The sequence below is a fragment of the Methylobacterium sp. R2-1 genome (assembly GCF_014191355.1).
GTDB lineage: Bacteria > Pseudomonadota > Alphaproteobacteria > Rhizobiales > Beijerinckiaceae > Methylobacterium.
Genome location: NZ_JACHWM010000016.1, coordinates 1 through 22,254, shown reverse-complemented (window position 1 = coordinate 22,254; position 22,254 = coordinate 1). Strand labels below are relative to the sequence as shown.

Annotated in this window: 22 protein-coding genes and 1 pseudogene; 15 read left to right on the top strand and 8 right to left on the bottom strand. The window is 69.3% G+C overall.

Features of this window, described 5'->3' with window-relative positions:
- Positions 1-18: 18 nt before the first annotated feature.
- The 7 genes and pseudogenes from FHU13_RS21190 to FHU13_RS21160 all read left to right on the top strand — a co-directional run bounded on the left by FHU13_RS21190 (position 19) and on the right by FHU13_RS21160 (position 5,549).
- Positions 19-1,575 (top strand): helicase HerA-like domain-containing protein, encoded by a 1,557-nt coding sequence (locus tag FHU13_RS21190; protein WP_183437827.1) that lies wholly within the window; start codon positions 19-21, stop codon positions 1,573-1,575.
- A 194-nt stretch (positions 1,576-1,769) separates the two neighbouring features.
- Positions 1,770-2,078, top strand: a pseudogene (rplU, locus tag FHU13_RS21185) (50S ribosomal protein L21); the annotation flags it as partial.
- A 132-nt stretch (positions 2,079-2,210) separates the two neighbouring features.
- Positions 2,211-2,477: a 50S ribosomal protein L27 gene (gene rpmA, locus FHU13_RS21180; RefSeq protein ID WP_012456615.1), complete on the top strand. Its 267-nt coding sequence runs from the start codon at positions 2,211-2,213 to the stop codon at positions 2,475-2,477.
- Between the two features lie 186 nt (positions 2,478-2,663).
- On the top strand, positions 2,664-3,263 hold the full coding sequence (locus tag FHU13_RS21175; protein WP_183437825.1) for a GNAT family N-acetyltransferase: 600 nt from the start codon (positions 2,664-2,666) through the stop codon (positions 3,261-3,263).
- On the top strand, positions 3,260-3,739 hold the full coding sequence (locus tag FHU13_RS21170) for a hypothetical protein (RefSeq protein WP_183437824.1): 480 nt from the start codon (positions 3,260-3,262) through the stop codon (positions 3,737-3,739). The genes FHU13_RS21175 and FHU13_RS21170 overlap by 4 nt, the downstream gene beginning before the upstream one ends.
- Before the next feature lie 249 nt (positions 3,740-3,988).
- Entirely contained in the window at positions 3,989-5,023 is a 1,035-nt protein-coding gene (gene obgE, locus FHU13_RS21165; protein ID WP_183437823.1) for a GTPase ObgE, read from the top strand.
- Between the two features lie 82 nt (positions 5,024-5,105).
- Positions 5,106-5,549 carry a hypothetical protein gene (locus tag FHU13_RS21160; protein WP_183437822.1) on the top strand — a complete coding sequence of 148 codons (444 nt, stop codon included), beginning with the start codon at positions 5,106-5,108 and terminating at the stop codon, positions 5,547-5,549.
- Between the two features lie 73 nt (positions 5,550-5,622).
- Here FHU13_RS21160 and FHU13_RS21155 read toward each other — a convergent pair whose 3' ends face one another.
- The 5 genes from FHU13_RS21155 to FHU13_RS21135 form a co-directional block, all read right to left on the bottom strand.
- Positions 5,623-6,549 (bottom strand): LysR family transcriptional regulator, encoded by a 927-nt coding sequence (locus FHU13_RS21155; protein ID WP_183437821.1) that lies wholly within the window; start codon positions 6,547-6,549, stop codon positions 5,623-5,625.
- 91 nt (positions 6,550-6,640) lie between these two features.
- Complete coding sequence (locus FHU13_RS21150) at positions 6,641-6,931, bottom strand: formate dehydrogenase subunit delta (RefSeq protein ID WP_183437820.1); 291 nt, start codon at positions 6,929-6,931, stop codon at positions 6,641-6,643.
- A gap of 227 nt (positions 6,932-7,158) precedes the next feature.
- The gene (fdhF, locus tag FHU13_RS21145; RefSeq protein ID WP_183437819.1) at positions 7,159-10,011 is read right to left on the bottom strand and encodes a formate dehydrogenase subunit alpha; all 2,853 of its coding nucleotides are present in this window, start codon (positions 10,009-10,011) and stop codon (positions 7,159-7,161) included.
- A gap of 12 nt (positions 10,012-10,023) precedes the next feature.
- Positions 10,024-11,583, bottom strand: a complete 1,560-nt coding sequence (locus tag FHU13_RS21140) for a formate dehydrogenase beta subunit (protein ID WP_183437818.1) — start codon at positions 11,581-11,583, stop codon at positions 10,024-10,026.
- Positions 11,580-12,053, bottom strand: coding sequence for a formate dehydrogenase subunit gamma (locus FHU13_RS21135; RefSeq protein ID WP_183437817.1), 474 nt, complete (start codon positions 12,051-12,053; stop codon positions 11,580-11,582). The genes FHU13_RS21140 and FHU13_RS21135 overlap by 4 nt, the downstream gene beginning before the upstream one ends.
- Positions 12,054-12,134: 81 nt before the next feature.
- Between FHU13_RS21135 and FHU13_RS21130 the strand changes: the two genes are divergently transcribed.
- Complete coding sequence (locus tag FHU13_RS21130) at positions 12,135-12,359, top strand: hypothetical protein (RefSeq protein WP_183437816.1); 225 nt, start codon at positions 12,135-12,137, stop codon at positions 12,357-12,359.
- 161 nt (positions 12,360-12,520) lie between these two features.
- Here FHU13_RS21130 and FHU13_RS21125 read toward each other — a convergent pair whose 3' ends face one another.
- The 3 genes from FHU13_RS21125 to FHU13_RS21115 all read right to left on the bottom strand — a co-directional run bounded on the left by FHU13_RS21125 (position 12,521) and on the right by FHU13_RS21115 (position 14,539).
- Positions 12,521-12,709: a hypothetical protein gene (locus tag FHU13_RS21125; RefSeq protein WP_183437815.1), complete on the bottom strand. Its 189-nt coding sequence runs from the start codon at positions 12,707-12,709 to the stop codon at positions 12,521-12,523.
- A gap of 45 nt (positions 12,710-12,754) precedes the next feature.
- Positions 12,755-13,972, bottom strand: a complete 1,218-nt coding sequence (locus FHU13_RS21120) for a serine hydrolase (RefSeq protein WP_183437814.1) — start codon at positions 13,970-13,972, stop codon at positions 12,755-12,757.
- A gap of 72 nt (positions 13,973-14,044) precedes the next feature.
- Positions 14,045-14,539, bottom strand: a complete 495-nt coding sequence (locus tag FHU13_RS21115) for a DUF427 domain-containing protein (protein ID WP_183437813.1) — start codon at positions 14,537-14,539, stop codon at positions 14,045-14,047.
- An 86-nt stretch (positions 14,540-14,625) separates the two neighbouring features.
- Between FHU13_RS21115 and otsB the strand changes: the two genes are divergently transcribed.
- The 7 genes from otsB to FHU13_RS21080 all read left to right on the top strand — a co-directional run.
- On the top strand, positions 14,626-15,393 hold the full coding sequence (otsB, locus tag FHU13_RS21110) for a trehalose-phosphatase (RefSeq protein WP_183437812.1): 768 nt from the start codon (positions 14,626-14,628) through the stop codon (positions 15,391-15,393).
- Positions 15,394-15,483: 90 nt separating this feature from the next.
- Positions 15,484-16,485 (top strand): glucokinase, encoded by a 1,002-nt coding sequence (locus FHU13_RS21105; protein ID WP_183437811.1) that lies wholly within the window; start codon positions 15,484-15,486, stop codon positions 16,483-16,485.
- A 323-nt stretch (positions 16,486-16,808) separates the two neighbouring features.
- Positions 16,809-17,705 carry a DUF3108 domain-containing protein gene (locus tag FHU13_RS21100; RefSeq protein ID WP_183437810.1) on the top strand — a complete coding sequence of 299 codons (897 nt, stop codon included), beginning with the start codon at positions 16,809-16,811 and terminating at the stop codon, positions 17,703-17,705.
- Positions 17,706-17,853: 148 nt separating this feature from the next.
- Positions 17,854-18,198 carry a hypothetical protein gene (locus tag FHU13_RS21095; protein ID WP_183437809.1) on the top strand — a complete coding sequence of 115 codons (345 nt, stop codon included), beginning with the start codon at positions 17,854-17,856 and terminating at the stop codon, positions 18,196-18,198.
- A gap of 88 nt (positions 18,199-18,286) precedes the next feature.
- Positions 18,287-21,715, top strand: coding sequence for a helicase-related protein (locus FHU13_RS21090; protein ID WP_183437808.1), 3,429 nt, complete (start codon positions 18,287-18,289; stop codon positions 21,713-21,715).
- A 22-nt stretch (positions 21,716-21,737) separates the two neighbouring features.
- Positions 21,738-22,013 (top strand): RNA-binding S4 domain-containing protein, encoded by a 276-nt coding sequence (locus tag FHU13_RS21085; protein ID WP_183437807.1) that lies wholly within the window; start codon positions 21,738-21,740, stop codon positions 22,011-22,013.
- Between the two features lie 121 nt (positions 22,014-22,134).
- A partial coding sequence (locus FHU13_RS21080) for a GTP-binding protein (protein WP_246714785.1) occupies positions 22,135-22,254 on the top strand: 120 nt, incomplete at its 3' end.

Genomic DNA, 22,254 nt, shown 5'->3' with positions numbered 1-22,254 from the left:
GGTTCGAACGAGGGCAGCATGGCGGCAGGCGAGGGGACGATTCTGGTCGGCCGGAGCACGGGTCCGCGACCGAAGCCCGAGATATTGACCCTGCGGCTCGCCAACCGTCACGGTCTCGTGGCGGGCGCCACCGGCACCGGCAAGACCGTGACGCTGCAGGTGCTGGCGGAAGGTTTTTCGAATGCGGGCGTCCCGGTCTTCGCTGCCGACATCAAGGGCGATCTATCCGGACTGGCCGCCGCGGGCGAGGCGAAGCCCCACTTCGTCAAGCGCGCCGAGGAACTCGGGATCACCTACGAGCCCGACCGCTTCCCGACTGTGTTCTGGGACGTGTTCGGCGAGCAGGGCCATCCGATCCGCTGCACCGTCACCGAGATGGGCCCGCTCCTGCTCGCCCGCCTGCTCGAACTCAACGACACGCAGGAGGGCGTGCTCAACATCGCCTTCCGCGTCGCCGACGAGAATCAGTGGCCGCTGATCGACCTGAAGGATCTGCGCGCGCTTCTCACCTTCCTGTCCGAGAACGCCAAGGAGCTCTCCGCGACCTACGGCAACGTCTCGGGCGCCTCGATCGGCGCGATCCAGCGGGCGCTGCTCGTGCTGGAGAACCAGGGCGCCGACAAATTCCTCGGCGAGCCGGCGCTCAATCTCGAAGACTTCATGCGCACCGACCGGGAGGGACGGGGCTTCGTCAACATCCTGGCCGCCGACAAGCTGATGCAGCGGCCGCGCCTCTACGCCTCGTTCCTGCTGTGGATGCTCTCCGAACTGTTCGAGCAGCTCCCCGAGGTCGGCGATCTCGACAAGCCGAAGCTCGTGTTCTTCTTCGACGAGGCGCACCTGCTGTTCAACGATGCGCCCAAGGCGCTGCTCGACGCGGTGGAGCAGGTGGTGCGCCTGATCCGCTCGAAGGGCGTCGGCGTCTATTTCGTGACACAGAATCCGCTCGACGTGCCGGAGACGGTGCTCGGTCAGCTCGGCAACCGGGTGCAGCACGCGCTGCGCGCCTTCACTCCCCGCGATCAGCGCGCCGTGCGCGCCGCCGCCGAGACCTTTCGCCAGAACCCCGGCTTCGATGTCGGCAAGGCGATCACCGAACTCGCCGTCGGCGAGGCGCTGGTGAGTTTTCTGGAGGCGAAGGGCACGCCCTCCATGGTCGAGCGGGCGTTGATCGCCCCGCCGCAGGGGCGAGTCGGGCCGCTGACACCGGCCGAGCGCGCCGCGATCATTCAGCAGAGCCCGTTGCGCGGAAAATACGACGAGGCGGTCGACAACGAGAGCGCCTATGAGATGCTGGCCCAGCGCAAGCACCTCGATTCCTCCACGGCGGAAGCCGCGAGCCAGAGCGAGGGCGGCCTCACGGGCATGCTCGGCGGGCTGCTCGGCGGAATCTTCGGCGGCGGCGAAGAGGCGCCCAAGCACAATGGTCCCGGAAAGGGCCGCGGCCGGCGCCCGCCGCCGAGCCTCGCCGAGCAGGTCATCGGCAACGCCGCCCGCTCGATGGCGCGCAAGGTCGGCACGGAGGTCGGCGATGCGATCCTGCGGAACGTCCTCGGCGGGCTGACGAAGCGGTAGGTGCAATCCCTGTCTTCTTGACAGAACCCCCGCGCCCGACTATCCGGCCGGCACCGCGCGGCTTCCTCGACGAAGTCCGCGCGTTTCGCGTTCGTGCGCTCACGGCCCAGCCTGACCCGCGCGGATGACCTGAACAAGAAGACGGCCCAGGCCCTCATGGCGCCGGAGGCCGGCAGAGAACACGAGAGACAACGATGTTCGCAGTCATCAAGACCGGCGGCAAGCAGTATCGCGTTGCCGCCAACGACGTCATCACCGTGGCCACCCTCGAGGGTGAGGCCGGCGCCTCCGTCACCTTCGGCGACGTGCTGCTGTTCACCGACGGCGATGCCACCCAGGTCGGCACCCCGCTCCTGTCGGGCGTCGGCGTCACCGGCGAGATCGTTCAGCACGGCCGCACGCGGAAGGTCATCGCCTTCAAGAAGCGCCGTCGCCAGAACTCGCGCCGCCGCCGCGGTCACCGTCAGGACTTCACGGTCGTGCGCATCACCGAGATCAGCGCCGGCGGCAAGACCTCGAAGGCCGAGCCGCGCAAGACCCGGAAGGCCGAGCCGGCCGCCGAGTCCGCCCCGGCCGCCGCCGAGTAATCGGCACGCCTCCCGAACGCAGATCCAGCAGAATTCCGGAGCAATCCCATGGCACACAAAAAAGCAGGCGGCTCGTCCCGCAACGGCCGCGACTCCGCCGGCCGGCGCCTCGGAGTCAAGAAGTTCGGCTCCGAGGCCGTGATTCCGGGCAACATCATCGTGCGCCAGCGCGGCACGAAGTGGCACCCCGGCACGAACGTCGGCATGGGCAAGGACCATACCCTGTTCGCCCTCGTCCCGGGCAAGGTGCAGTTCGAGACCCGGCGCGGCCGCGAGTTCGTAACCGTAGTGCCGCTGGCCCAGGCCGCGGAGTAACGGCGGACGCTTGTCGCTGACGACGAAGCGAGCGTCCCGCCGGTGTCCCACACCGAACCGGCGGACGATCGCTGAAGGCTTCGCGCGAAGCTTCGAGCGGATCGGAACACGGGGGAGGATGGGGCACCATCCTCCCCCTTCGTCGTCCCGGACGGCGCCGCGGCGCCCTCACATGACCGGCTCACGATGTTCCCCGATCTCACTCGCGACGACGTCTTCCGCATCGAGACGCGACGGCTCTGGCTGCGCTGGCCCATGGCCCGCGACGCCGAGGCCGTCTCGCGGCTCGCGGGCGATCCGGCCGTGGCCGAGATGACCGCACGGATTCCGACGCCGCTTCCTCTGCACGAGGCGGAGCGCTTCGTGATCCGGGCCCGGGCCACGAACACCGCAGGCGAAGGGCTGATCATGGCCCTCTGCCGGCGGGGGGCGCCCGCGAACCTGATCGGTGTCATCTCGGTCGAGAACCGGCCGAGCGAGCCGGAGCCGCATCTCGGCTACTGGCTCGGGCGCTCGTTCTGGGGCGAGGGGCTGATGACCGAGGCGGCCAGCGCGATCGTGGACGCCACCTTCGCCTATGCCGGGGGGCGGACGCTCGCTTCGGCAGCGATAATCCGAAACACCGGTTCGCGGCGGGTGCTGGAGAAATGTGGGTTCCGCCTCACCGGGGAAGCCGCACCGGTCTTCGAGGCGCGGGGCGGTGCCGTGCCGAGCTACACGTTCCGGCTTGACCGGGCGGCGTGGCTCGACCGGCGCGGGACGGTCGTGGGGGGACCCTCGTTATGAGGACACGGACGATCGCCGGCATCGGAGCCGGCCTGACCGCGATCGCCCTCGGCAGCCTGATCTTCGCCATCACCCGCGAGGTACCGCCACCGCCGATCGAACCCGTGGCAGCGCCCGCACCGCCGTCTCGGGGAGAAACCCGGCTCTACTGCGAGTTCTACAACTTCGCGGGCCGCACGCCGAAGGTCGGGTTCTACTTCGCCGGGCCTCCGGGCGGCGGCACCGAATACGGACAGTTGTTCCAACGGGAGGCGGACGGATCGCAGACCCTGTTCGACGAGCGCCCGACCTGGACCTACGACCGATCGGGCGAGGCGCCGATCCTGCGCTCGCCGGACGGCGCGATCCAGATCAACCTCTACGGCGACGGCGGTGCCAACGGCCGCCAGCCGGATGCCGGCGGGTGGTTCGAGGCGGGCCTGCGCAGCATCCAGTACCTCAACCTCGACGGCCAGTGCCGTCGTACCGAGAGTTGAAACGACAGTGCAGTCCGCTCGATCTTTGGTCGATCGGCCTGCGTCCGGCGGATGGCCGCCGCCGCGCCGTTCGCGCGGGCTAGAGCATCGTCCCGAAAGGTGACCATCGGCTTTCGGAACGATGCAAGAACAAAAGCCTCGAGCATCGTCCTGGATCCGATATCCAGGACGATGCTCGAGGGGTGATGATCGGGATCATCACCCCTCGATGACCAGCACCATCCGCGTCCCGTACCTGAGAGAAGCACCGTGAAATTCCTCGACGAAGCCAAGGTCTACGTCCGCTCCGGCGACGGCGGTCCCGGCTGCGTCTCGTTCCGGCGGGAAAAGTTCATCGAGTTCGGCGGCCCGAATGGCGGCGACGGTGGACGGGGCGGCGATGTCTGGATCGAGTGCGTGCAGGGGCTCAACACCCTGATCGATTACCGTTACCGGCAGCACTTCAAGGCGAAGAAGGGCGAGCACGGCATGGGCTCGAACTGCCACGGCGCCAAAGGCGACGACGCCGTGCTGCAAGTGCCGGCGGGTACGCAGGTCTTCGCCGAGGACGGCGAGACGCTGATCGCCGACATGACGGAAGTCGGCCAGCGGGTGCGGCTCGCCAAGGGCGGCAATGGCGGCTTCGGCAACGCATACTTCACCACCTCGACCAACCGCGCCCCGCGCCATGCCAATCCAGGCCTCGAGGGGCAGGAGATGTGGCTGATCCTGCGCCTCAAGCTCATCGCCGATGCCGGCCTCGTCGGCCTGCCGAATGCGGGCAAGTCGACTTTCCTGGCGACCGTCACCGCCGCCAAGCCGAAAATTGCCGACTACCCCTTCACGACGCTCCATCCCGGCCTCGGCGTGGTGCGCTCGGATGCCCGCGAGTTCGTGCTCGCCGACATTCCCGGCCTGATCGAGGGCGCACACGAGGGCGTCGGCCTCGGCGACCGCTTCCTCGCCCATGTCGAGCGCTGCCGCGTGCTGCTGCACCTCGTAGAGGGCACGAGCGAGCACGCCGGCAAGGCCTACAAGCTGGTGCGGCGCGAACTCGAAGCCTATGGCGGCGGCCTCGCCGACAAACCCGAGATCGTCGCCCTTTCCAAGGCGGACGCGCTCGATGCCGAGACGCTCAAGCAGCAGATGGCCCGGCTGAAGCGGGCCGCGGGCGGCAAGCCGCTCGTTCTGTCGGCGGCCTCGGGGCAGGGGGTGCAGGAGGCTTTGCGCGCGATCCAGGCGCAACTCGACGGACAGGACGCGACGGAGGAGGCGGACGCGCCCGCCGAGCCTTGGCATCCGTGAACCGGCACCCGTGAGCGGAGCGGCGCTACGCCTCAGCCCATTCCCGGCGACGGGTCTCTCCGGTTTGTCCTAACATCGGGCCATGCGCAGCACCCTCGCCCTTCTCCTCGTTCTAGCCGCCTCCCCCGCATGGGCGGAGGCCTCCTGCACCGACCTGATCGAGCGGGTACGGGCCGCTACCAAGGCCGAGGTCGCCGAGCGCAGCGCCGACTTCGCCCGGTTCGATGCCGGCCCGCAGACCTCGCTGACGCTCTCCTGCGTCGGGGACCAATCCTCCGTCGGCGCGCAGTACAAGGGCGAGACCGTGCCGGCGGGCTACGACACGCTGTTCGTGCAGGCGGGCCACGCCGTGACGGGGATCGCGCCGGATCGCCTGCGGGAGGCCGCCCGGCAGGCCCGCGACGGTGCGCAGGCCAAGCGCCACAGCACCGTCGACGTGGACGGTGCCCGGGTCACCTGCGCCTTCATGCGCAAGGATCAGGGCGCGCTGACTCAATGCGCCGTCCTTCAGCGACCCAGCACCTGATCGCTTCGGGAGGGACGTCGGGGCGCTGCCCCGACAGCCCCGCCAAAGGGATGATTCCTTTGGAATCCCGATCTCAAGGAGCCTGCAGAACCGTCGGGGCCGGATCGTCGGCATCGAGGGTGCGGGCCACGGTGCGGGCGACGTTGACCAGGGCTGTCACCATCGGCGTCGCCGGATCGCGGCGCGGGGCGACGAGGCCGATGGCGTGGCGCAGGTCGGGCTCGACGATCGGAATCGCCCGCAAGCCCTCGGTGGGTCCCAGCGCATCGGCGAGGATCGCCGGCATCACGCTCGCCCATTGCAGCGTGCGCACATGGGTCATCAGCACGACCATGGAGTTCGACTCGAGCGTCGGCGCCGGCTCGCCGCCGGCCGCGCGGAGTTGCTGGTCGATGATGCGCCGGTTCTGCATGTTCGGCGTCAGCAGGCAGAGCGGAATCGTCGCCAGCTCCGCCCAGGTGACGCTGGCCCGGTCGTCGTAGGGGCCGCCGGCCGCCGTGAGAAGCTGATAGTGCTCCGTGTAGAGCGGCACGGCGATGACCCGCCCGAGCGGCTCGTTGTCGAGATAGGTCAGCCCCGCATCGGCCTCGAGGTTGTCGATCAGCGAAAAAATCTCTTCCGAGGTTGTTGAGATCACGCTGAAGCGCACGTTCGGGTAGCGCGCCCGGTAGGGCGTGGTGAGCGCGGCCACCATCGGCAACGCGGTCGGCACGGCAGCGATGCGCAGGTGGCCCGAGAGGCCCTTGCGGAGCGCCGCCACGTCGTCCTGCATCGCGCGCGCGTCGCCGACGATGCGCCGGCCCCAGGCGAGCACCCGGTCGCCCTCGGGCGTGAACCCCTGGAAGCGCGAGCCGCGCTGGACGAGACGCACGCCGAAGCGGTCCTCCAGGCTCTTCACCCCCGCGGACAGCGTCTGCTGGGTCACGCCGCAGGTCTCGGCGGCGCGCCCGAAATGCTGCTCGCGGGCGAGCGCCAGCAGGAACTCCAGTTTGTCGATCACGTATGCGCCGCCCCGACGCCCGCGGGGAGGGCGGACTCCCGCCTTGGTAGGCCGAATGCGGGAGGCTCCTCAAGCCGCAGGCCGCCGGCCCCTACCCCGCATCGCTGGCGCCATCGCCCGCGAGCTGGGGATTGCGGGTGGCCGGGCGCACCGGGCTCTCGACCGCCGGCTCCTCGTGCAGCGCTTTATGCACCAGCGCGTCGAGTCGCTCGCCGGCCTCGTCGGCGTAGCCTTCGAGATCGCGTCGCATCTTCGGCGTCCAGAACGCCACGATATGCTTGTGGATGCCCGACACTGCCTCGGCCTCCGGATAGGACCGGAAGAACAGGGCGATCTGGTTGGCCATCCGCACCAGCTTGTCGTTGGGATTGGTCGCGCTCATCGCCTGCTCGGGCCCGTGTGTTCTGAATTTGGTACCGTGCCGGACGGACCGGTTCGGCGTTCCGTCATTGCGAGCGGACGCGAAGCAATCCAGCCGGGCGACCTGTCCGGATGTGGCGGCGCCCTGGATTGCTTCGGCTCCGCCTCGCAATGACGGGGAAGCGGCCGATCCGAACGAACGGATTGGGCGAGGGCGGACCGAAGGCCCGCTCCCGAACTCCGAAACGACTATTCCGCGGCTTCCGCGATGCGAGTCAGCGAAAAATCCTCCTCGAAGAACTTCGCCTGCCAGTCGGAGGGACGGTTGGTGCGCCGCACCTGCACCGCCGTCACCTTGTATTCGGGGCAGTTGGTGGCCCAGTCCGAATAGTCGGTGGTGATGACGTTGGCGCCGGTCTTGGCGTGGTGGAAGGTCGTGTAGACGATCCCCGGCTGCATCCGCTCGGTCACCTTGGCCTTCAGCGCGATGTCGCCCGAGCGGCTCTCCAGCGAGACGAGGTCGCCATCGACGATGCCGCGCATCTCCGCATCGAAGGGGTGGATCTCCAGCACGTCCTCCTCGTGCCAGCGGGAGTTCTCGGTCCGCCGCGTCTGCGCTCCGACATTGTACTGCGAGAGGATGCGGCCCGTGGTCAGGATCAGCGGGAACTTGCCCGTGGTCCGCTCGTCGGTGGGCACGTATTCCGTGATCATGAAGCGGCCCTTGCCGCGCACGAACCGGTCCACGTGCATCATCGGCGTGCCGAGCGGCGCCTTCTCGTTGCATGGCCACTGGATCGAGCCGAGTTCCTCCAGCTTCTGGTAGGAGACGTTCGCGAAGCTCGGCGTCAGCCGGGCGATCTCGTCCATGATCTCGGACGGGTGGCTGTAGTTCATCTCGTAGCCGAGCGCCTTGGCGAGCAGGATCGTGCCCTCCCAGTCGCCGTAGCCGCCGAGCGGGGCCATCACCTTGCGCACGCGGCTGATGCGCCGCTCGGCGTTGGTGAAGGTGCCGTCCTTCTCCAGGAACGAGGCGCCCGGCAGGAAGACGTGAGCGTATTTGGCGGTCTCGTTCAGGAAGATGTCCTGGATCACGATGCACTCCATGGCCTTGAGGCCGGAGGTCACGTGATGAGTGTCAGGGTCGGACTGGGCGATGTCCTCGCCCTGGATGTAGAGGCCCTTGAAGGTGCCGCCGACGGCCTCATCCAGCATGTTGGTGATGCGTAGGCCGGGCGCGTTGTCGAGCTTGGCCCCCCAGATCGCCTCGAAGCTCTCGCGGGTGGCGTCGTCCGAGACGTGGCGGTAGCCCGGCAGCTCGTGCGGGAACGAGCCCATGTCGCAGGAGCCCTGCACGTTGTTCTGGCCGCGCAGCGGGTTCACGCCGGCGCCCACCATGCCGATATTGCCCGTGGCCATGGCGATGTTGGCCATGCCCATCACCATGGTCGAGCCTTGGCTGTGCTCGGTCACGCCAAGCCCGTAGTAGATCGCAGCCTTGCCCCCTGTAGCGTAGAGCCGGGCCGCCGCACGGATTTCCTGCGGATCGACTCCGGTGATGGCCTGCGCGGCTTCCGGCGAGTTGCGCTCCTCGGCGATGAACCGGGCCCAGGACTCAAACTCGGCGAGGTCGCAGCGCTCGCGGACGTAGTCCTCCGCGATCAGGCCTTCCGTGACGATGACGTGGGCGAAGGCGTTGATGAAGGCGACGTTGGAGCCGGGCTTGAGCGGCAGGTGATGGTCGGCCCGGATGTGGGGCGACTTCACGAGGTCGATTTTTCTTGGATCCGCGACGATGAGCCTTGCGCCCTCGCGAAGCCGCTTCTTCATTCGCGACCCGAAGACCGGGTGGCCGTCGGTCGGGTTGGCGCCGATGACGAGGATCACGTCGGATTCCTCGACCGACTTGAAGTCCTGCGTGCCGGCCGAGGTGCCGAGCGTGGACATCAGGCCGTAGCCGGTCGGCGAGTGGCAGACGCGGGCGCAGGTATCGACGTTGTTGTTGCCGAAAGCGGCGCGCACCAGCTTCTGGACGAGGTAGGCCTCCTCGTTGGTGCAGCGCGACGAGGTGATGCCGCCGACCGCGTCGCGACCGTATTCCGCCTGGATGCGCTTGAACTCGGACGCGGCGTGGTTGACCGCCTCCTCCCAGGACACTTCCCGCCACGGATCCGTGATCTTCTCGCGGATCATCGGCTTGGTGATGCGGTCCTTGTGGGTGGCGTAGCCGTAGGCGAAGCGACCCTTGACGCAGGAATGGCCCTCGTTGGCCTTGCCGCCCTTGTAGGGCACCATGCGCACGACCTTGTCGCCCTGCATCTCGGCCTTGAAGGCGCAACCGACACCGCAATAGGCGCAGGTCGTGACCTCGGAATGGTCCGGCTGGCCGAATTCGTGGATCGTCTTCTCCTGCAGCGTCGCGGTCGGGCAGGCCTGAACGCAGGCACCGCAAGACACGCATTCGGACTGCATGAAGTCGGTCGGGCCCGCTGCCACGCGGCTGTCGAAGCCGCGGCCCTCGATGGTCAGCGCGAAGGTGCCCTGCACCTCCTCGCAGGCGCGGACGCAGCGGTTGCAGACGATGCACTTCGACGGGTCGTAGGTGAAGTAGGGGTTCGACTCGTCCTTCGGCAGGTAGCGGTCGGAGGCCGGCTTGACGTGGTTGTCGCCATCATAGCCGTAGCGAACCTCGCGCAGGCCGACCTGACCTGCAGTATCCTGCAGCTCGCAATCGCCGTTGGCGGCGCAGGTCAGGCAGTCGAGCGGGTGGTCGGAGATGTAGAGCTCCATCACGCCCTTGCGCAGGCGGTGCAGCTTGTCGGTCTGCGTGCGCACGACCATGCCGTTCTCGGCCGGGGTGGTGCAGGAGGCGGGCGTGCCGCGCCGCCCCTCGATCTCCACCAGACACATGCGGCAGGAGCCGAACGGCTCTAGCGAATCGGTCGCGCAGAGCTTGGGGATCTTGGTCCCCATATGCATCGCGGCGGCCATGAGCGAAGTGCCGGCGGGCACCGTCACGCTCTCGCCGTCGATGGTCAGCGTTACCGTCTGCTCGTTGAGCCGGATCGGCGTGCCGTAGTCGATTTCCTTGATGAGGGTCATGTGACGGCCTCCTCACTCGGCCGCGACAGGCAGATCGCCCGCGCGCCGAAAATCTTCCGGAAAGTTGGTGATCGCGCTCATCACGGGCATCGGCGTCAGGCCGCCCATGGCGCAGAGCGAGCCGTCGGTCATGATCTCGCAGAGATCCTCGACGAGCTTGAGATTGGCCTCCGGGCGGATGCCGGAGATGACCTTGTCCATGGTCTCGACACCGCGGGTCGCGCCGACGCGGCAGGGGGTGCACTTGCCGCAGGATTCGGTGGCGCAGAACTCGAAGGCGAAGCGCGCCTGACGCGCCATATCCACGGTATCGTCGAACACGACGATGCCGCCATGGCCGACGAGGCCCTTCTTGGCCGCCATCGCCTCGTAATCGAGGGGCGTGTCGAGCAAGTCGTCGGGGAAGTAGGCGCCGAGCGGACCGCCGACCTGCACCGCGCGCACCGGCCGGCCCGAGGCCGTGCCGCCGCCGAACTCCTCGATCACCTGACGGATGGTGATGCCGAAGGCGTACTCGATCAGGCCGCCGTGGCGGACGTTGCCGGCGAGCTGGATCGGCAGGGTGCCGAGCGAGCGGCCCATGCCGTACTCGGCATAGGCCTTGGCACCGTGCTCCAGGATGTAGGGCACGGCGGTGAAGGTCATCACGTTGTTGACCAGCGTCGGCTTGCCGAGAAACCCCTTCAGCGCCGGGATCGGGGGCTTGGCCCGGACGATGCCGCGCTTGCCCTCGAGGCTCTCCAGCAGCGAGGTCTCCTCGCCGCAGATATAGGCGCCGGCCCCGAGCCGGACTTCCAGGTGGAAGGCTTTGCCGGAACCCAGAATGTTGTCGCCGAGGACGCCGGCCTTGACGCCGTTGGCGATCGCGTCGCGCAGAGTCTTGAAGCTCTGCGGGTACTCGGAGCGGCAGTAGATGTAGCCCCGCGTCGCGCCGGTCGCGACGGCGGCGATGGTCATGCCCTCGATCAGGTTGAAGGGGTCGCCCTCCATCATGATCCGGTCGGCGAAGGTGCCGGAATCGCCCTCGTCGGCGTTGCAGACCACGTATTTCTGGTCCGATTGGGCCAGCATCACCGTGTTCCACTTGATGCCCGCCGGGAAGCCGGCGCCGCCGCGCCCGCGCAGGCCCGACTCGCGCACCTGGGCGACAATGCCCTCGGCGTCGAGCTTCAACGCGGCTTCGAGGCCGCGATAGCCGCCATGGGCCCGGTAATCCTCGACCGAGACCGGATCGACCACGCCGCAGCGGTGGAAGGTGAGCCGGTGCTGCTTGGCGAGGAACGGAATTTCTTCCGGTTTTCCGAGGCGGAGCTTGTGCTCGCCGCCCTCGACGAAATTCGCGTCGAACAGGCTCTCGACATCGGCCGGGGTGACGGGGCCGTAGGCGATGCGGCCCTCAGGGGTCGCCACTTCGACCATCGGCTCGAGCCAGAGCAGGCCGCGGGTGCCGGTGCGGACGATGCGGACGTCGAGGCCGCGCCGCTCGGCGCCGGCGAAGATCGCACGGGCGACGCGGTTGGCCCCCAGGCCGAGCGCGACGGCGTCCTGTGGGACGGTGACGGTGATGCTCACGCGCGGGCCTCCTTGAGGGCGGCGTCGAGGGCTTCGGCGCTCAAGCGGGCCAACGGCTCATCGTCGACGAGCGCGGCGGGGGCATTGGCGCAGAGACCGAGGCAGTAGACGGGCTCGACGGTGACGCCATCGGCGCTGGTGCCGTGCCAGTCGCAACCCATGCGGGAGAGGATTTCGCCGTGGAGCCGATCGGAACCCATCGCCTGGCAGGCCTCAGCCCGACACAGCTTCACGTGGTGGCGCCCGGCCGGCGGCTCGCGACGGAAGTCGTGGTAGAAGGTCAGGCAGCCGTGAACTTCGGCACGCGACAAGTTCAGCGCGTCGGCGATCATCGGCACCGCTTCCGCGTCAACGTAACCGAAGGTCTCCTGCAGAGCATGCAATATAGGGAGAGTCGCGCCCTCAAGAGATTGCAGCTCGGCGATTACCCCAGCCGCGAGTGAGGCGTTCCAAGGCTCGGAACCAGCCATGTTTTCCTGCCCAACTTGGTTTGTTCTAAGGCCGAATCCAAACAGGGTCGGCACTAAAGTTCAATCAAGCTGTCTCGTGGCTTGACAAAAATCATCGATCAAAACGTGCTGTTTGCGCTGCATCAATCGATCAAACGGCTCTCGACAAAAATTTTGATGCCGACCCAAATTTTCTTGCACACCAACGCGATACTACTCCTGCGTGATGGTCCGGTTCTCGTCGAAGGCGGCATCGCTGAGACCGTTGCAAGGGTACCGGCAGAGCCAGCCTCGGACCGCCCGGAACTGCGCGTATCGCTTCAGTAGGTCGTCGATCATCCGCTCGTGGCTGTAGCCGGTCACGTCGTGCGGGCGCTCGCCCTCGGAGGCCGGGGCGAGGGCGCGGTAATCGCGCTCGTCCGGTGATTTCGCTGGATTGTCCGCTCAGGCGAAGCTCGGCGTCCGCAACAGGCCGCAGCCGATGAAGATCAGCACCAAGAGAAGGGCAGGGCGCTCGCGATAGCGGCGGTCTGAAGCGCCTCCGGCCCGCCCACCAACAGCAGCAGGGCGGCAGGCATGTTGTCCCTGACGACGTCCGAGATCACGGCGGCACGCCGTCGGAGCGGAGGCGCGATCCGCCCCGAGGCCGAGAAAAGGCTCATCGGACCTCTGCTCATGGCCGCGCTTCCGCTCCCGAGACGCGGCGGGGACAGCGAATCGCCTCAGCTCTCGATGGCGGCGTAGGTCAGCACCCGCAATTCGCGGCGCAGGGGCAGGGCGGACGACGGGACGAGTTGGGCGAGCAGCAGCACCGCCATGTCCTCGTCCGGATCGATCCAGAACGAGGTGCTCGCCACTCCGCCCCAGGAGACCTCGCCCGGCGTCCCGAGGATCTGGGCGCGCGCGGGATCGAGCATGACCGAGAGGCCGAGCCCGAAGCCGATGCCGGCGTAAGACGATTCGGCGAAGCGCGGCTGGCCCATCGCGGCGAGATCGCCGGGCAGGTGGTTCATGAGCATCAATTCGACGGTCTTGCGCCCGAGAAGCCGCACGCCGTCGAGTTCGCCGAGATTGAGGATCAGGCGACAGAAACGCAGGTAATCGGTCGCCGTGGAGACGAGCCCGCCCCCGCCCGAGGCCAGCGGCGGCGGTGTCAGGAACCGGCTGCCGACGCTGTCGTCGTAGAGCCGGAGTCTTCCGGCGCGGTCGAAGGCGTAGTTCGCCGCAAATCGGGCCTGCTTCTCCTCCGACACGAAGAAGTCGGTATCGTCCATGCCGAGCGGCCGCAGGATGCGCGTGCGCATGAAATCCGCGAAGTCCTGGCCCGACACCACCGCCACGAAGTGACCGAGCACGTCGGTGGCGACCGAGTAATTCCACTCCGCCCCCGGCTGGGCCAGCAGCGGCTGCTGCGCGAGCCGCGCGACCAGTTCGCCGAGCGGCAGGGTCGAGGTCTGGAAGTCGATCTCGTTCTGGCGGTAGAGCGCGTCGACGAGGGTCGCCTCCATGAAGCCGTAGGTCAGGCCGCTGGTATGGGTGAGGAGGTCGCGGATGGTGATCGGGCGAAGCGCCGGCTCGGTCTCGAGCTTGGCTCGGTTGCCGCCGGTCATCACCCGCATCTCCGCGAACTCGGGCAGGAAGCGCGCGACCGGATCGTCGAGCTGGAACCGCCCCTCCTCGTAGAGCATCAGCACTGCGAGCGAGGTCAGCGGCTTCGTCATCGAGTAGATGCGGGTGATGGTGTCGGCGGCAAACGGCCTCTCCCGTGCGAGGTCGGCATGGCCGTGGGCGCGGAAGAAGGCGGTCTTGCCACCGCGCACCACGCTCACCGAGAGGCCGGCGAGGCGCCCGCTGTCGACGTAGCCCCGCATCCAGGCATCGATCCGCTCGAGGCGGTCAGGGCAGAGGCCGACGTCTCGGGGATCGGTCTCGACCTGCATGCGCGGCTCCTCGCGTTCGTGTCCGAGGCCCGTGTAGCGGCCTCGCACGGAGTGGCGCCAGCCCGAAAACCGTCACCAGCCCATCGTACCGGGCGCGCCCTTGAACGGGCCGACGAGCCCCGGCGTGATCCAGCCGCCGTAGAAGCCGCCGGGCTGCGGCTCGGCCCGCGCGTCGCCGACGAGGCAGGCATCCATCGGCCCGGCATAGAAGGCGACGTAACCTGCGATGGGCCGGAAGCCCGGCGTTGGGTCGGGATAGGCCCAGGCCGCCCCCGGCGCCCGTTCTCCGCCGCCCGTCACGTCGAACAGCACGGCCCTGCCTTTCCACTCACAGATCCCGGCCCAGCGTGGGAGCCCGAGCACTCCCTCCGCGACATCCTCGGGCGGGACGTAGTAGGTCGGCGGGTGGCTCGTCTCCAGCACCCGGAAGCCGGCCGCGGTCGCGGCGATGGTCTGGCCGCCGAGGATGACGGTCAGCCGCTCCGGCACCGGCTCCAGGCGGGGCGGGCGGGGATAGTCCCAGACGCTCTCCTGCCCCGGGCCGGGGCGGACGGGGATGGGCCGCACGAGCTCCTCCGTTGGTGTCGCATCAGCGGTTTGTCGCAACCGCCCCTCATGCTAGCGCATGGACAGCCGGAGAGAAGGACGACGCCGTGAGCCAAGAGGCACGCCAAACCGCAGATTATGCGCTGTTCCTTGATTTCGACGGTACCCTGGTCGAGATCGCGCCGCGGCCCGATGCGGTGCGGGTCGATCCCGATCTCGTAGGCACTCTGGAGCGCCTGCGCGAACGACTCGGCGGGGCACTCGCGATCGTCACGGGGCGGCCGGTCACGGTGATCGACAATTTCCTGACACCGGCTCGGTTCGACGTGGCCGGGCTGCACGGGGTCGAGCGCCGGGTGGACGGACATCTCGGCGGCGGACGACCGGAGGATCACCCGGATCTGCGCGCGGGCGTCGAGCGGCTGCACGCGGAGACGGCCCGCTACGAAGCCGTGCTGATCGAGGACAAGGGCGCCTCGGTTGCGGTCCACTGGCGGCTCGCCGCGCCGAGCGATGCGGCGGCAGCTGAAGCCATCGTCAAGGCCGTGGCGAGCGATCTCGGCTCCGCCTACCGGCTCCAGCTCGGCAAGGCGGTCGGCGAGATCGTGCCGGCCGATGCCACCAAGGGCCACGCGATCCGCGCCTTCCTGGAGGCTGCCCCCTATGCCGGCCGCCAGGCGATTTTCCTCGGCGACGACCGCACCGACGAAATCGCCTTCGCCTCCGTCAACGAGGATGGCGGTATCAGCGTGCGCATCGGCGACGGCGAGACGGTAGCCGGTCGCCGCCTTGCCGACCCGGCCGCGGTGCGCGCGCTGCTCGCCGCCTGGGCGGAGGGCACGCCGATCGATCCGGACGCGCTGCCCGCTGCCTGACGCCGTTCACCGCCTCGCTCACCGCTTGTCGAATGGCCCGCGCACCCTCTGTTAAGGTCGTGGCGAAGAACGGCGAGAAGCGAGAGGCGGATGTTCGAATTCCCGGTGCTGATCGGCGATATCGGCGGGACCAATGCCCGCTTCGGCCTGATCGAGACGAAGGGCGCGCCGCCGCGTCTCCTCTCCCGCGAGGCGACCCACGGCCACCCTCATCCGAGCGCAGCGATCCGGGCCTCCCTGACCCAGAGCGGCGCGCCGGCGCCCCGCTCGGCGATCCTGGCGATCGCGGGCCGGGTCGATGCCCCGGCCGTCCAGCTCACCAATGCCGATTGGCTGGTGGACGCCGCCGCGATCGGCCGGGATTTCGGGCTCGCCCGCGTTGCCCTTGTCAACGATTACGTGCCGGTGGCCGCCGGCGCGGCCGGCATCGCGCCCGACGAACTCACACCGATCGGCCCGGAGCTGGGCAATGCCCGCGGCCCCCGCCTCGTTCTGGGTCCGGGCACCGGCTTCGGCGCCGCCGCCCTGATCCCCTACGAGGACCGCCTCGCCATCGTCTCGACGGAGGCGGGCCATACCGATCTCGGGCCGATCGATGCCGAAGAGGCCGAGATCTGGCCGGCGGTCGAGCGCGTCGAGGAGCGGGTGACGGTGGAGACGCTGCTCTCCGGCCCGGGACTTGCCCGACTCTGCGCGGCGATCCGCGCGGTGCGGGCAGGCGGTGATGGCTCCCTGTGCGACCCGGCCGAGATCACGAGCACCGGGCTCTCGGGGGAGGATCCGCACGCACACGCCGCGCTCGCCCTGTTCGCCAAGCTGCTGGGCCGGGTCTGCGGTGATCTCGCCCTGACGTTCCTTGCCACTGGCGGCGTCTATATCGGTGGCGGCATCGCCCCGCGGATCGTCCCCGTCCTGCGCGAGGGCGGGTTCCGCGCGGCCTTCGAGCGCAAGGCGCCCTTCGCAGAGCAGATGCGCGCCATCCCCACCAGCGTGATCACGGTGGAAGACCCCGCCTTCAGCGGCCTCGCGGCGTTGGCAAGCGAGAGCGGGCGCTTCGTCTATCACGGGCAGGCCTGGAAGCCCGAAGGCTGACGAGGGTGACGGCCCGGTACGGCAATCGCTCGAAGCCGCGCCAGCCGCCGCTTCGCGGCGCGAAGAGTGCTGCGCGGAGCGGAGTTTTCGGGGCATCAGCCCTGGAAAGCACTGAGCGGAGCGAAAGCCCGAGGGGCTCGACCGCCGCAGAGCTGAGCGACGGCGACGGAGGCCAGCGCGAACGAGGGCGAGCGCTTCCAAGCGATCGCCCTGCCACTGGCGCCGGCCGAACGGTCTGTTAACCATGGGTCGCGATAAGCTCGACCGTCCGGCCCGCCTCGTCCCGAGACGGCCGGAGCGTGGAACCGCCCAGAGTCCCGACCATGCGCGCCAAGCCTTCCCTTTGCGCCCGCCTCCTCGTCCTCGCGGGGGCGCTCGCTCTTCCGGCCGCGGCACAGGCCGCGTCGCGGGCCCACAAGACCAAGGCCGCGCCCGCGGGCGTCGCCGTCGATTACAGCGTCAATCTCGCCGGCATTCCGATCGGCAACGCCCAGCTGACGGGCGCCTTCGACGGTTCGCGCTACCGCATGGACGTCTCGGCGGTGCTGACCGGCCTCGTCGGCGCGGTCACCGGCGGGCAGGGCTCGGCCCGTTCCTCGGGCAGCATCGCCGCCGCGCCGCTGCCGAACGCCTTCTCGATCGCCACCCGCACCAGCAGCTCGGGCATCGCCGTGCGCATGGCGCTAGCGAACGGCAATGTCACCCAGGCCGAGGTGACGCCGCCGCTGCTCGATACCGGCGACCGGGTGCCGGTCACGGCCGCTGCCAAGCGCGGCGTGATCGATCCGGCGAGCGCCCTGATGATGCCGGCCCGCGTCCGCGCCGACCTCACCGATCCTGAGAACTGCAACCGCACGCTCCCCGTCTTCGACGGCGCGACCCGTTTCAACGTGGTGCTGAGCTACGGCGAGACCCGGCAGGTGGAGAAGCCCGGCTACAGCGGCCCCGTGCTGGTCTGCAACGCCCGCTACGTCGCCATCGCCGGCCACCGGCCCGACCGTCCGGGGGTGAGGTTCATGGAAGAGAACCGCGATATGTCGGTCTGGCTCGCGCCCGTGGAGGGAACACGGGTGCTGGTGCCGATGCGGATCGCCGTGCGCACGACGCTCGGCACCAACATCATCGAGGCGACCCGCTGGACGCGGACCGGCACCGCGACCGCAACGAACGGCGACGCGCAGCCGGCCGCCGTCGCCGATGCGAGCCTGTCGCAGCGGTAGTTTTTCGGACCGAGAGTCTCTGCGGCACGAAAATCTCCGTCGCGCTCTCATCCCGAGGTGCCGGCGGGAAGCGGCGGCACCTCGGGATGAGGGATTCGGGTTGGGCACGCGAATCCGAATGAGGCCCGAGGCGGTCAGAGGGTTTTCCATGCTCCGAGGCACGCCTCCCACGATCCGCACGAACGCGCTCCGGATCGTCTGCATCGCCGTACCGCTTCTCACCTCCGGCGCCGCACGAGCCGGCGGCCCGCTCACGGCCGGGCCGGATTGCGGCCCCGACGCCTTCTCCTCGGCCCAGGTGATCGAAGGTCGCCCGCCCCGCCGCGGCCCGCTGACGGCGATGCCCGAAACCCTCTGCACCGACCTGACGCCGCAGCAGCCGCAGCCCCGGATCGACATCTACGCCTATCCCAGCCTCGGCGCTCCGGCTGGCGAGCCGGGCCCTGGCGTCCCATATGAGAGACGGCCGCAGCGATTCGCCCCGTCCCGCTAGCGGCCGTTCTCCGTCGCAGGGCTTGCCGGCCCGGCGGCCCTCCGCTCCGCCGACGGCCCTCAGCGCCGCAGGGATCGCCGCCCTCCGCATGACGCTCCGTACCCTTCACCGCGAGGCCCGCGCGCGCGGCGTCACGGCGGTGCTCGGCCCGACGAACACGGGCAAGACCCACATGGCGATCGAGCGGATGCTCCTGCATCCGACCGGCATGATCGGCCTGCCGCTGCGGCTGCTCGCCCGCGAGGTGTATCTGCGCGTCGTCGCCAAGGTCGGCGCCGAGAACGTCGCCCTCGTCACGGGCGAGGAGAAGATCAAGCCGGACCGGCCGCGCTACTGGATCTGCACCATCGAGGCGATGCCGCGCGACCTCGAGGTCGCCTTCGTGGCGATCGACGAGATCCAGCTCGCCGCGGACATGGACCGCGGCCACGTCTTCACCGACCGCCTGCTCTACCGGCGCGGGCGCGAGGAGACGCTGCTGATCGGCTCCTCGACCATGCTACCGCTGGTGCAGGCGCTGATCCCCGGTGCGCAGACGACGACGCGCCCACGCCTGTCGCAACTCACATTCGCGGGTGAGAAAAAGATCTCGCGGCTGCCGCACCGCACGGCGATCGTCGCCTTCTCGGCCGAAGAGGTCTACGCCATCGCCGAGCTGATCCGGCGCCAGCGCGGCGGGGCGGCCGTGGTACTCGGCGCGCTCTCGCCCCGGACCCGCAACGCCCAGGTCGAACTCTACCAGTCGGGTGAGGTCGATTACCTCGTGGCCACCGACGCGGTCGGGATGGGGCTCAACCTCGACGTCGATCACGTGGCGTTCGCTGCCAACTGGAAGTACGACGGCAGCCGCTTCCGCAAGCTGACCCCGGCCGAGATGGGACAGATCGCGGGCCGGGCCGGCCGTCACACCTCCGACGGCACCTTCGGTTCGACGGGGCGCTGCCCGCCCTTCGAGCCGGAGATGGTCGAGGCGCTGGAGACGCACGATTTCGATCCGGTGCGCATGCTGCAATGGCGCAACCCGGATCTCGAGTTCGCCTCGCTCGAAAAGCTTCAGGCGAGCCTCGACGAGCACCCGCACGAGCAGGGTCTGACCCGCGCCCCCATGGGTGAGGACCAGCAGGCGCTCGAAATCCTGATGCGCGAGGACGACATCCGCGACATGGCGAAAGGGCCGGCGGCGGTGCGGCGCCTATGGGACACCTGCGGCGTGCCGGACTACCGCAAGGTCCACCCGCAGACCCATGCCGACCTCGTGGCGCAGCTCTACCGCTTCCTGATGCGCGGCATGGCCGGCCGCATCCCCAACGACTGGTTCGCCCGCCACGTGGCGATGATCGACCGCACCGATGGCGACATCGACGCCCTGTCCCAGCGCATCGCGCAGGGGCGAACCTGGACCTTCGTGGCAAACAGACCCGACTGGTTGCTCGATCCTCTGCATTGGCAGGGCGAGACGCGTCGGGTAGAGGACAGATTGTCCGACGCCCTGCACGAGCGCCTCGCGAGCCGCTTCGTTGACAGGCGCACCAGCGTCCTGATGCGGCGCTTGAGAGAGAAGACGATGCTGGAAGCCGAAATCACCTCCGGCGGTGACGTCACCGTCGAGGGTCAACATGTGGGCCGTCTTCACGGCTTCCAATTCGTGCCCGACCCGCAAGCCGAGGGCCACGAAGCCAAGACCCTGCGCTCTGCCGCCGACAAGGCGCTGGCCGGCGAGATCGAGGCGCGGGCCGACCGCTTCGCCTCGGCGGCCGACGCCGCGCTGGTGCTCTCGCATGACGGCATCATCCGCTGGACCGGCGATCCGGTCGCGAAGCTGACGCCGGGCGACAAGCTGTTCGAGCCCGGCATCCGCCTCATCGCCGACGACAGCCTGTCCGGCGCCGCGCGCGAGAAGGTCGAGACGCGGCTGGCCGCATGGCTGCGCGCCCATGTCGTGCGCCTGCTCGGGCCGCTGATGGAGATCGAGACGGCGGCCGACCTCACCGGGCTCGCCCGCGGCATCGGCTACCAGGTGGTCGAGGCGCTCGGCGTGCTGGAGCGGGCCAAGGTGGCGCATGAGATGCGCAGCCTCGATCAGGACGGGCGGGCGAATCTGCGCCGTCACGGCGTCCGGTTCGGCGCCTACCACATCTTCCTGCCCGCGCTGCTGAAGCCGGCCCCGCGCACGCTCGCCGCCCAGCTCTGGGCGCTGAAGAACGGCGGCCTCGACCAGCCCGGCCTCGACGAGATCGCGCATCTGGCCAGTTCCGGCCGCACCTCGATCAAGGTCGATCCGACCATCGCCAAGGGTCTCTACCGCGCCGCCGGCTTCCGGGTCTGTGGCGAGCGTGCGGTGCGGGTCGACATCCTCGAGCGGCTCGCCGACCTGATCCGCCCGGCCATCGCCTACCGTCCCGGCACCACGCCGGGCGAGCCGCCGGCCGGCAGCGCCGACGGCGACGGTTTCGTCGCCACCGTCAACATGACCTCGCTGGTCGGCTGCTCGGGTGAGGACTTCGCCTCGATCCTGAAATCGCTCGGCTACGTGGCGCAAACCCGCCCCGGCCCGGCCATCACCGTGCCGCTGCTCGCCGCCGCCCCGACCGTGCCCGCCGCCCCGCCCGCCGAGGCCGCACCGAAGGACACGGACGAGGAGGGCTCGACCGAGGAAGCGGGTCAGGAGTCCGCGCTGGAGGCGGCCGAGGGCGACACCGCCGTCGAACCGGCGAGCGAGTCCGCCGCCGAGCCGACCTCCGACGAGCGCGTCGAGGTGCCGACCGAGACGGCTGCTCCCGAGGTCGAACCCGACGCGGCCGAATCGACCGAGGCATCAACCGACGCGGCGGCTCCGGCGGAAGAACCGGCACCGGCCGAGGCCGCAACCGAGGACTCAGCCCCCGCGGTTGCCGCCTCTGAAGCCGCCGCCCCGATGCCGGCCGAAACCGCGGCCGCCGCGGAGGACGCTGCAGCAACCGGTGAGGTCGAGGCCGTCGACGCCGCCGATTCGGCGCTCCCCACCGAGGAGGCTGTCGAGGAGGCTGTCGAGGCGACCGCCACGGAGGCGACGACCACCGAAGCCGGCTCCGAGCCGGCTGCACCCGAGACCGTCGAGGTCTGGCACCTGCACCGTCCGCAGCGCCATTCCGGCTCGCGGCACGGCCGCGGCCAGGGCCGACAGGACGGACGGCAAGAGGGTGGTCGGCAAGAGGGCCGGCAAGACGGTCGTCAGGATGGCCGGCATGGCGAGCGCCGGGGGGATGCTCCGCGCCGTCCTCGCGAGGATCGTCCGGAGGGCGGGCGTCCTGCCCGTGCCGAGGGCAGGGGCGATGGACGTCGGGACGGTCAGGGTGAGGGCGGTCCGCGCCGCGATCATCCGGGCAACCGCAACCGGCCGGACCGTCGCGACGAGAACCGCCGCCCCAATGCCGAGCAGCGCCCGCCGCGCCGCGAGCGCCAGCCCGATCCTGATTCGCCCTTCGCAGCGCTCGCCGCACTGAAGGCGAAGCTCGAATCCGACGGGGGCAAGCGCTGAGGGCGCGGGCTCCGAGAGCGGAATGAGCGCGGGGCGTCAGCGCCTCGACAAGTGGTTGTGGTTCGCGCGCTTCGCGCGGACCCGCTCGATGGCGGCCCGGCTCGTCACCGAGGGCCATGTCCGGGTGAACGGCACCCGCGCTGACGCGCCGGCCAAGGCGGTCCATTGCGGCGACGTGCTCACCGTCGCCGCCCCTCACGGCACGATGCTGGTGCGGGTACTCGATCTCGGCGAGCGCCGCGGCGGTGCCCCGGAGGCGCAGCGGCTCTACGAACCGGTCGGTGAGGGCTCGTCCTGAGCCTGTGACCGTGGCAATTCTCGCTCCCGGCAAACCTGCCGCTTGATCATCGCCGCGCAAGCCTCTAAGCGGACCGCGCCTTTACGCCCGGCTGCGGCCGGTCCCGCGGTAGGATTGCACGATGGCCAAGGAAAAGTTCACCCGTTCGAAGCCGCACTGCAACATCGGCACGATCGGACACGTCGATCACGGCAAAACGTCGCTGACGGCAGCGATCACGAAGGTTCTGGCGGAGTCGGGC

Bases quoted from the DNA above. Each gene is read 5' to 3' on its own strand.
- FHU13_RS21190 (WP_183437827.1), top strand. From the start codon at position 19: ATGGCGGCAGGCGAGGGGACGATTCTGGTCGGCCGGAGCACGGGTCCG.
- rpmA (WP_012456615.1), top strand. From the start codon at position 2,211: ATGGCACACAAAAAAGCAGGCGGCTCGTCCCGCAACGGCCGCGACTCC.
- FHU13_RS21175 (WP_183437825.1), top strand. From the start codon at position 2,664: ATGTTCCCCGATCTCACTCGCGACGACGTCTTCCGCATCGAGACGCGA.
- FHU13_RS21170 (WP_183437824.1), top strand. From the start codon at position 3,260: ATGAGGACACGGACGATCGCCGGCATCGGAGCCGGCCTGACCGCGATC.
- FHU13_RS21160 (WP_183437822.1), top strand. From the start codon at position 5,106: ATGCGCAGCACCCTCGCCCTTCTCCTCGTTCTAGCCGCCTCCCCCGCA.
- FHU13_RS21150 (WP_183437820.1), bottom strand. From the start codon at position 6,931: ATGAGCGCGACCAATCCCAACGACAAGCTGGTGCGGATGGCCAACCAG.
- fdhF (WP_183437819.1), bottom strand. From the start codon at position 10,011: ATGACCCTCATCAAGGAAATCGACTACGGCACGCCGATCCGGCTCAAC.
- FHU13_RS21135 (WP_183437817.1), bottom strand. From the start codon at position 12,053: ATGGCTGGTTCCGAGCCTTGGAACGCCTCACTCGCGGCTGGGGTAATC.
- FHU13_RS21125 (WP_183437815.1), bottom strand. From the start codon at position 12,709: ATGAGCAGAGGTCCGATGAGCCTTTTCTCGGCCTCGGGGCGGATCGCG.
- FHU13_RS21120 (WP_183437814.1), bottom strand. From the start codon at position 13,972: ATGCAGGTCGAGACCGATCCCCGAGACGTCGGCCTCTGCCCTGACCGC.
- FHU13_RS21105 (WP_183437811.1), top strand. From the start codon at position 15,484: ATGTTCGAATTCCCGGTGCTGATCGGCGATATCGGCGGGACCAATGCC.
- FHU13_RS21100 (WP_183437810.1), top strand. From the start codon at position 16,809: ATGCGCGCCAAGCCTTCCCTTTGCGCCCGCCTCCTCGTCCTCGCGGGG.
- FHU13_RS21095 (WP_183437809.1), top strand. From the start codon at position 17,854: ATGCTCCGAGGCACGCCTCCCACGATCCGCACGAACGCGCTCCGGATC.
- FHU13_RS21090 (WP_183437808.1), top strand. From the start codon at position 18,287: ATGACGCTCCGTACCCTTCACCGCGAGGCCCGCGCGCGCGGCGTCACG.
- FHU13_RS21085 (WP_183437807.1), top strand. From the start codon at position 21,738: ATGAGCGCGGGGCGTCAGCGCCTCGACAAGTGGTTGTGGTTCGCGCGC.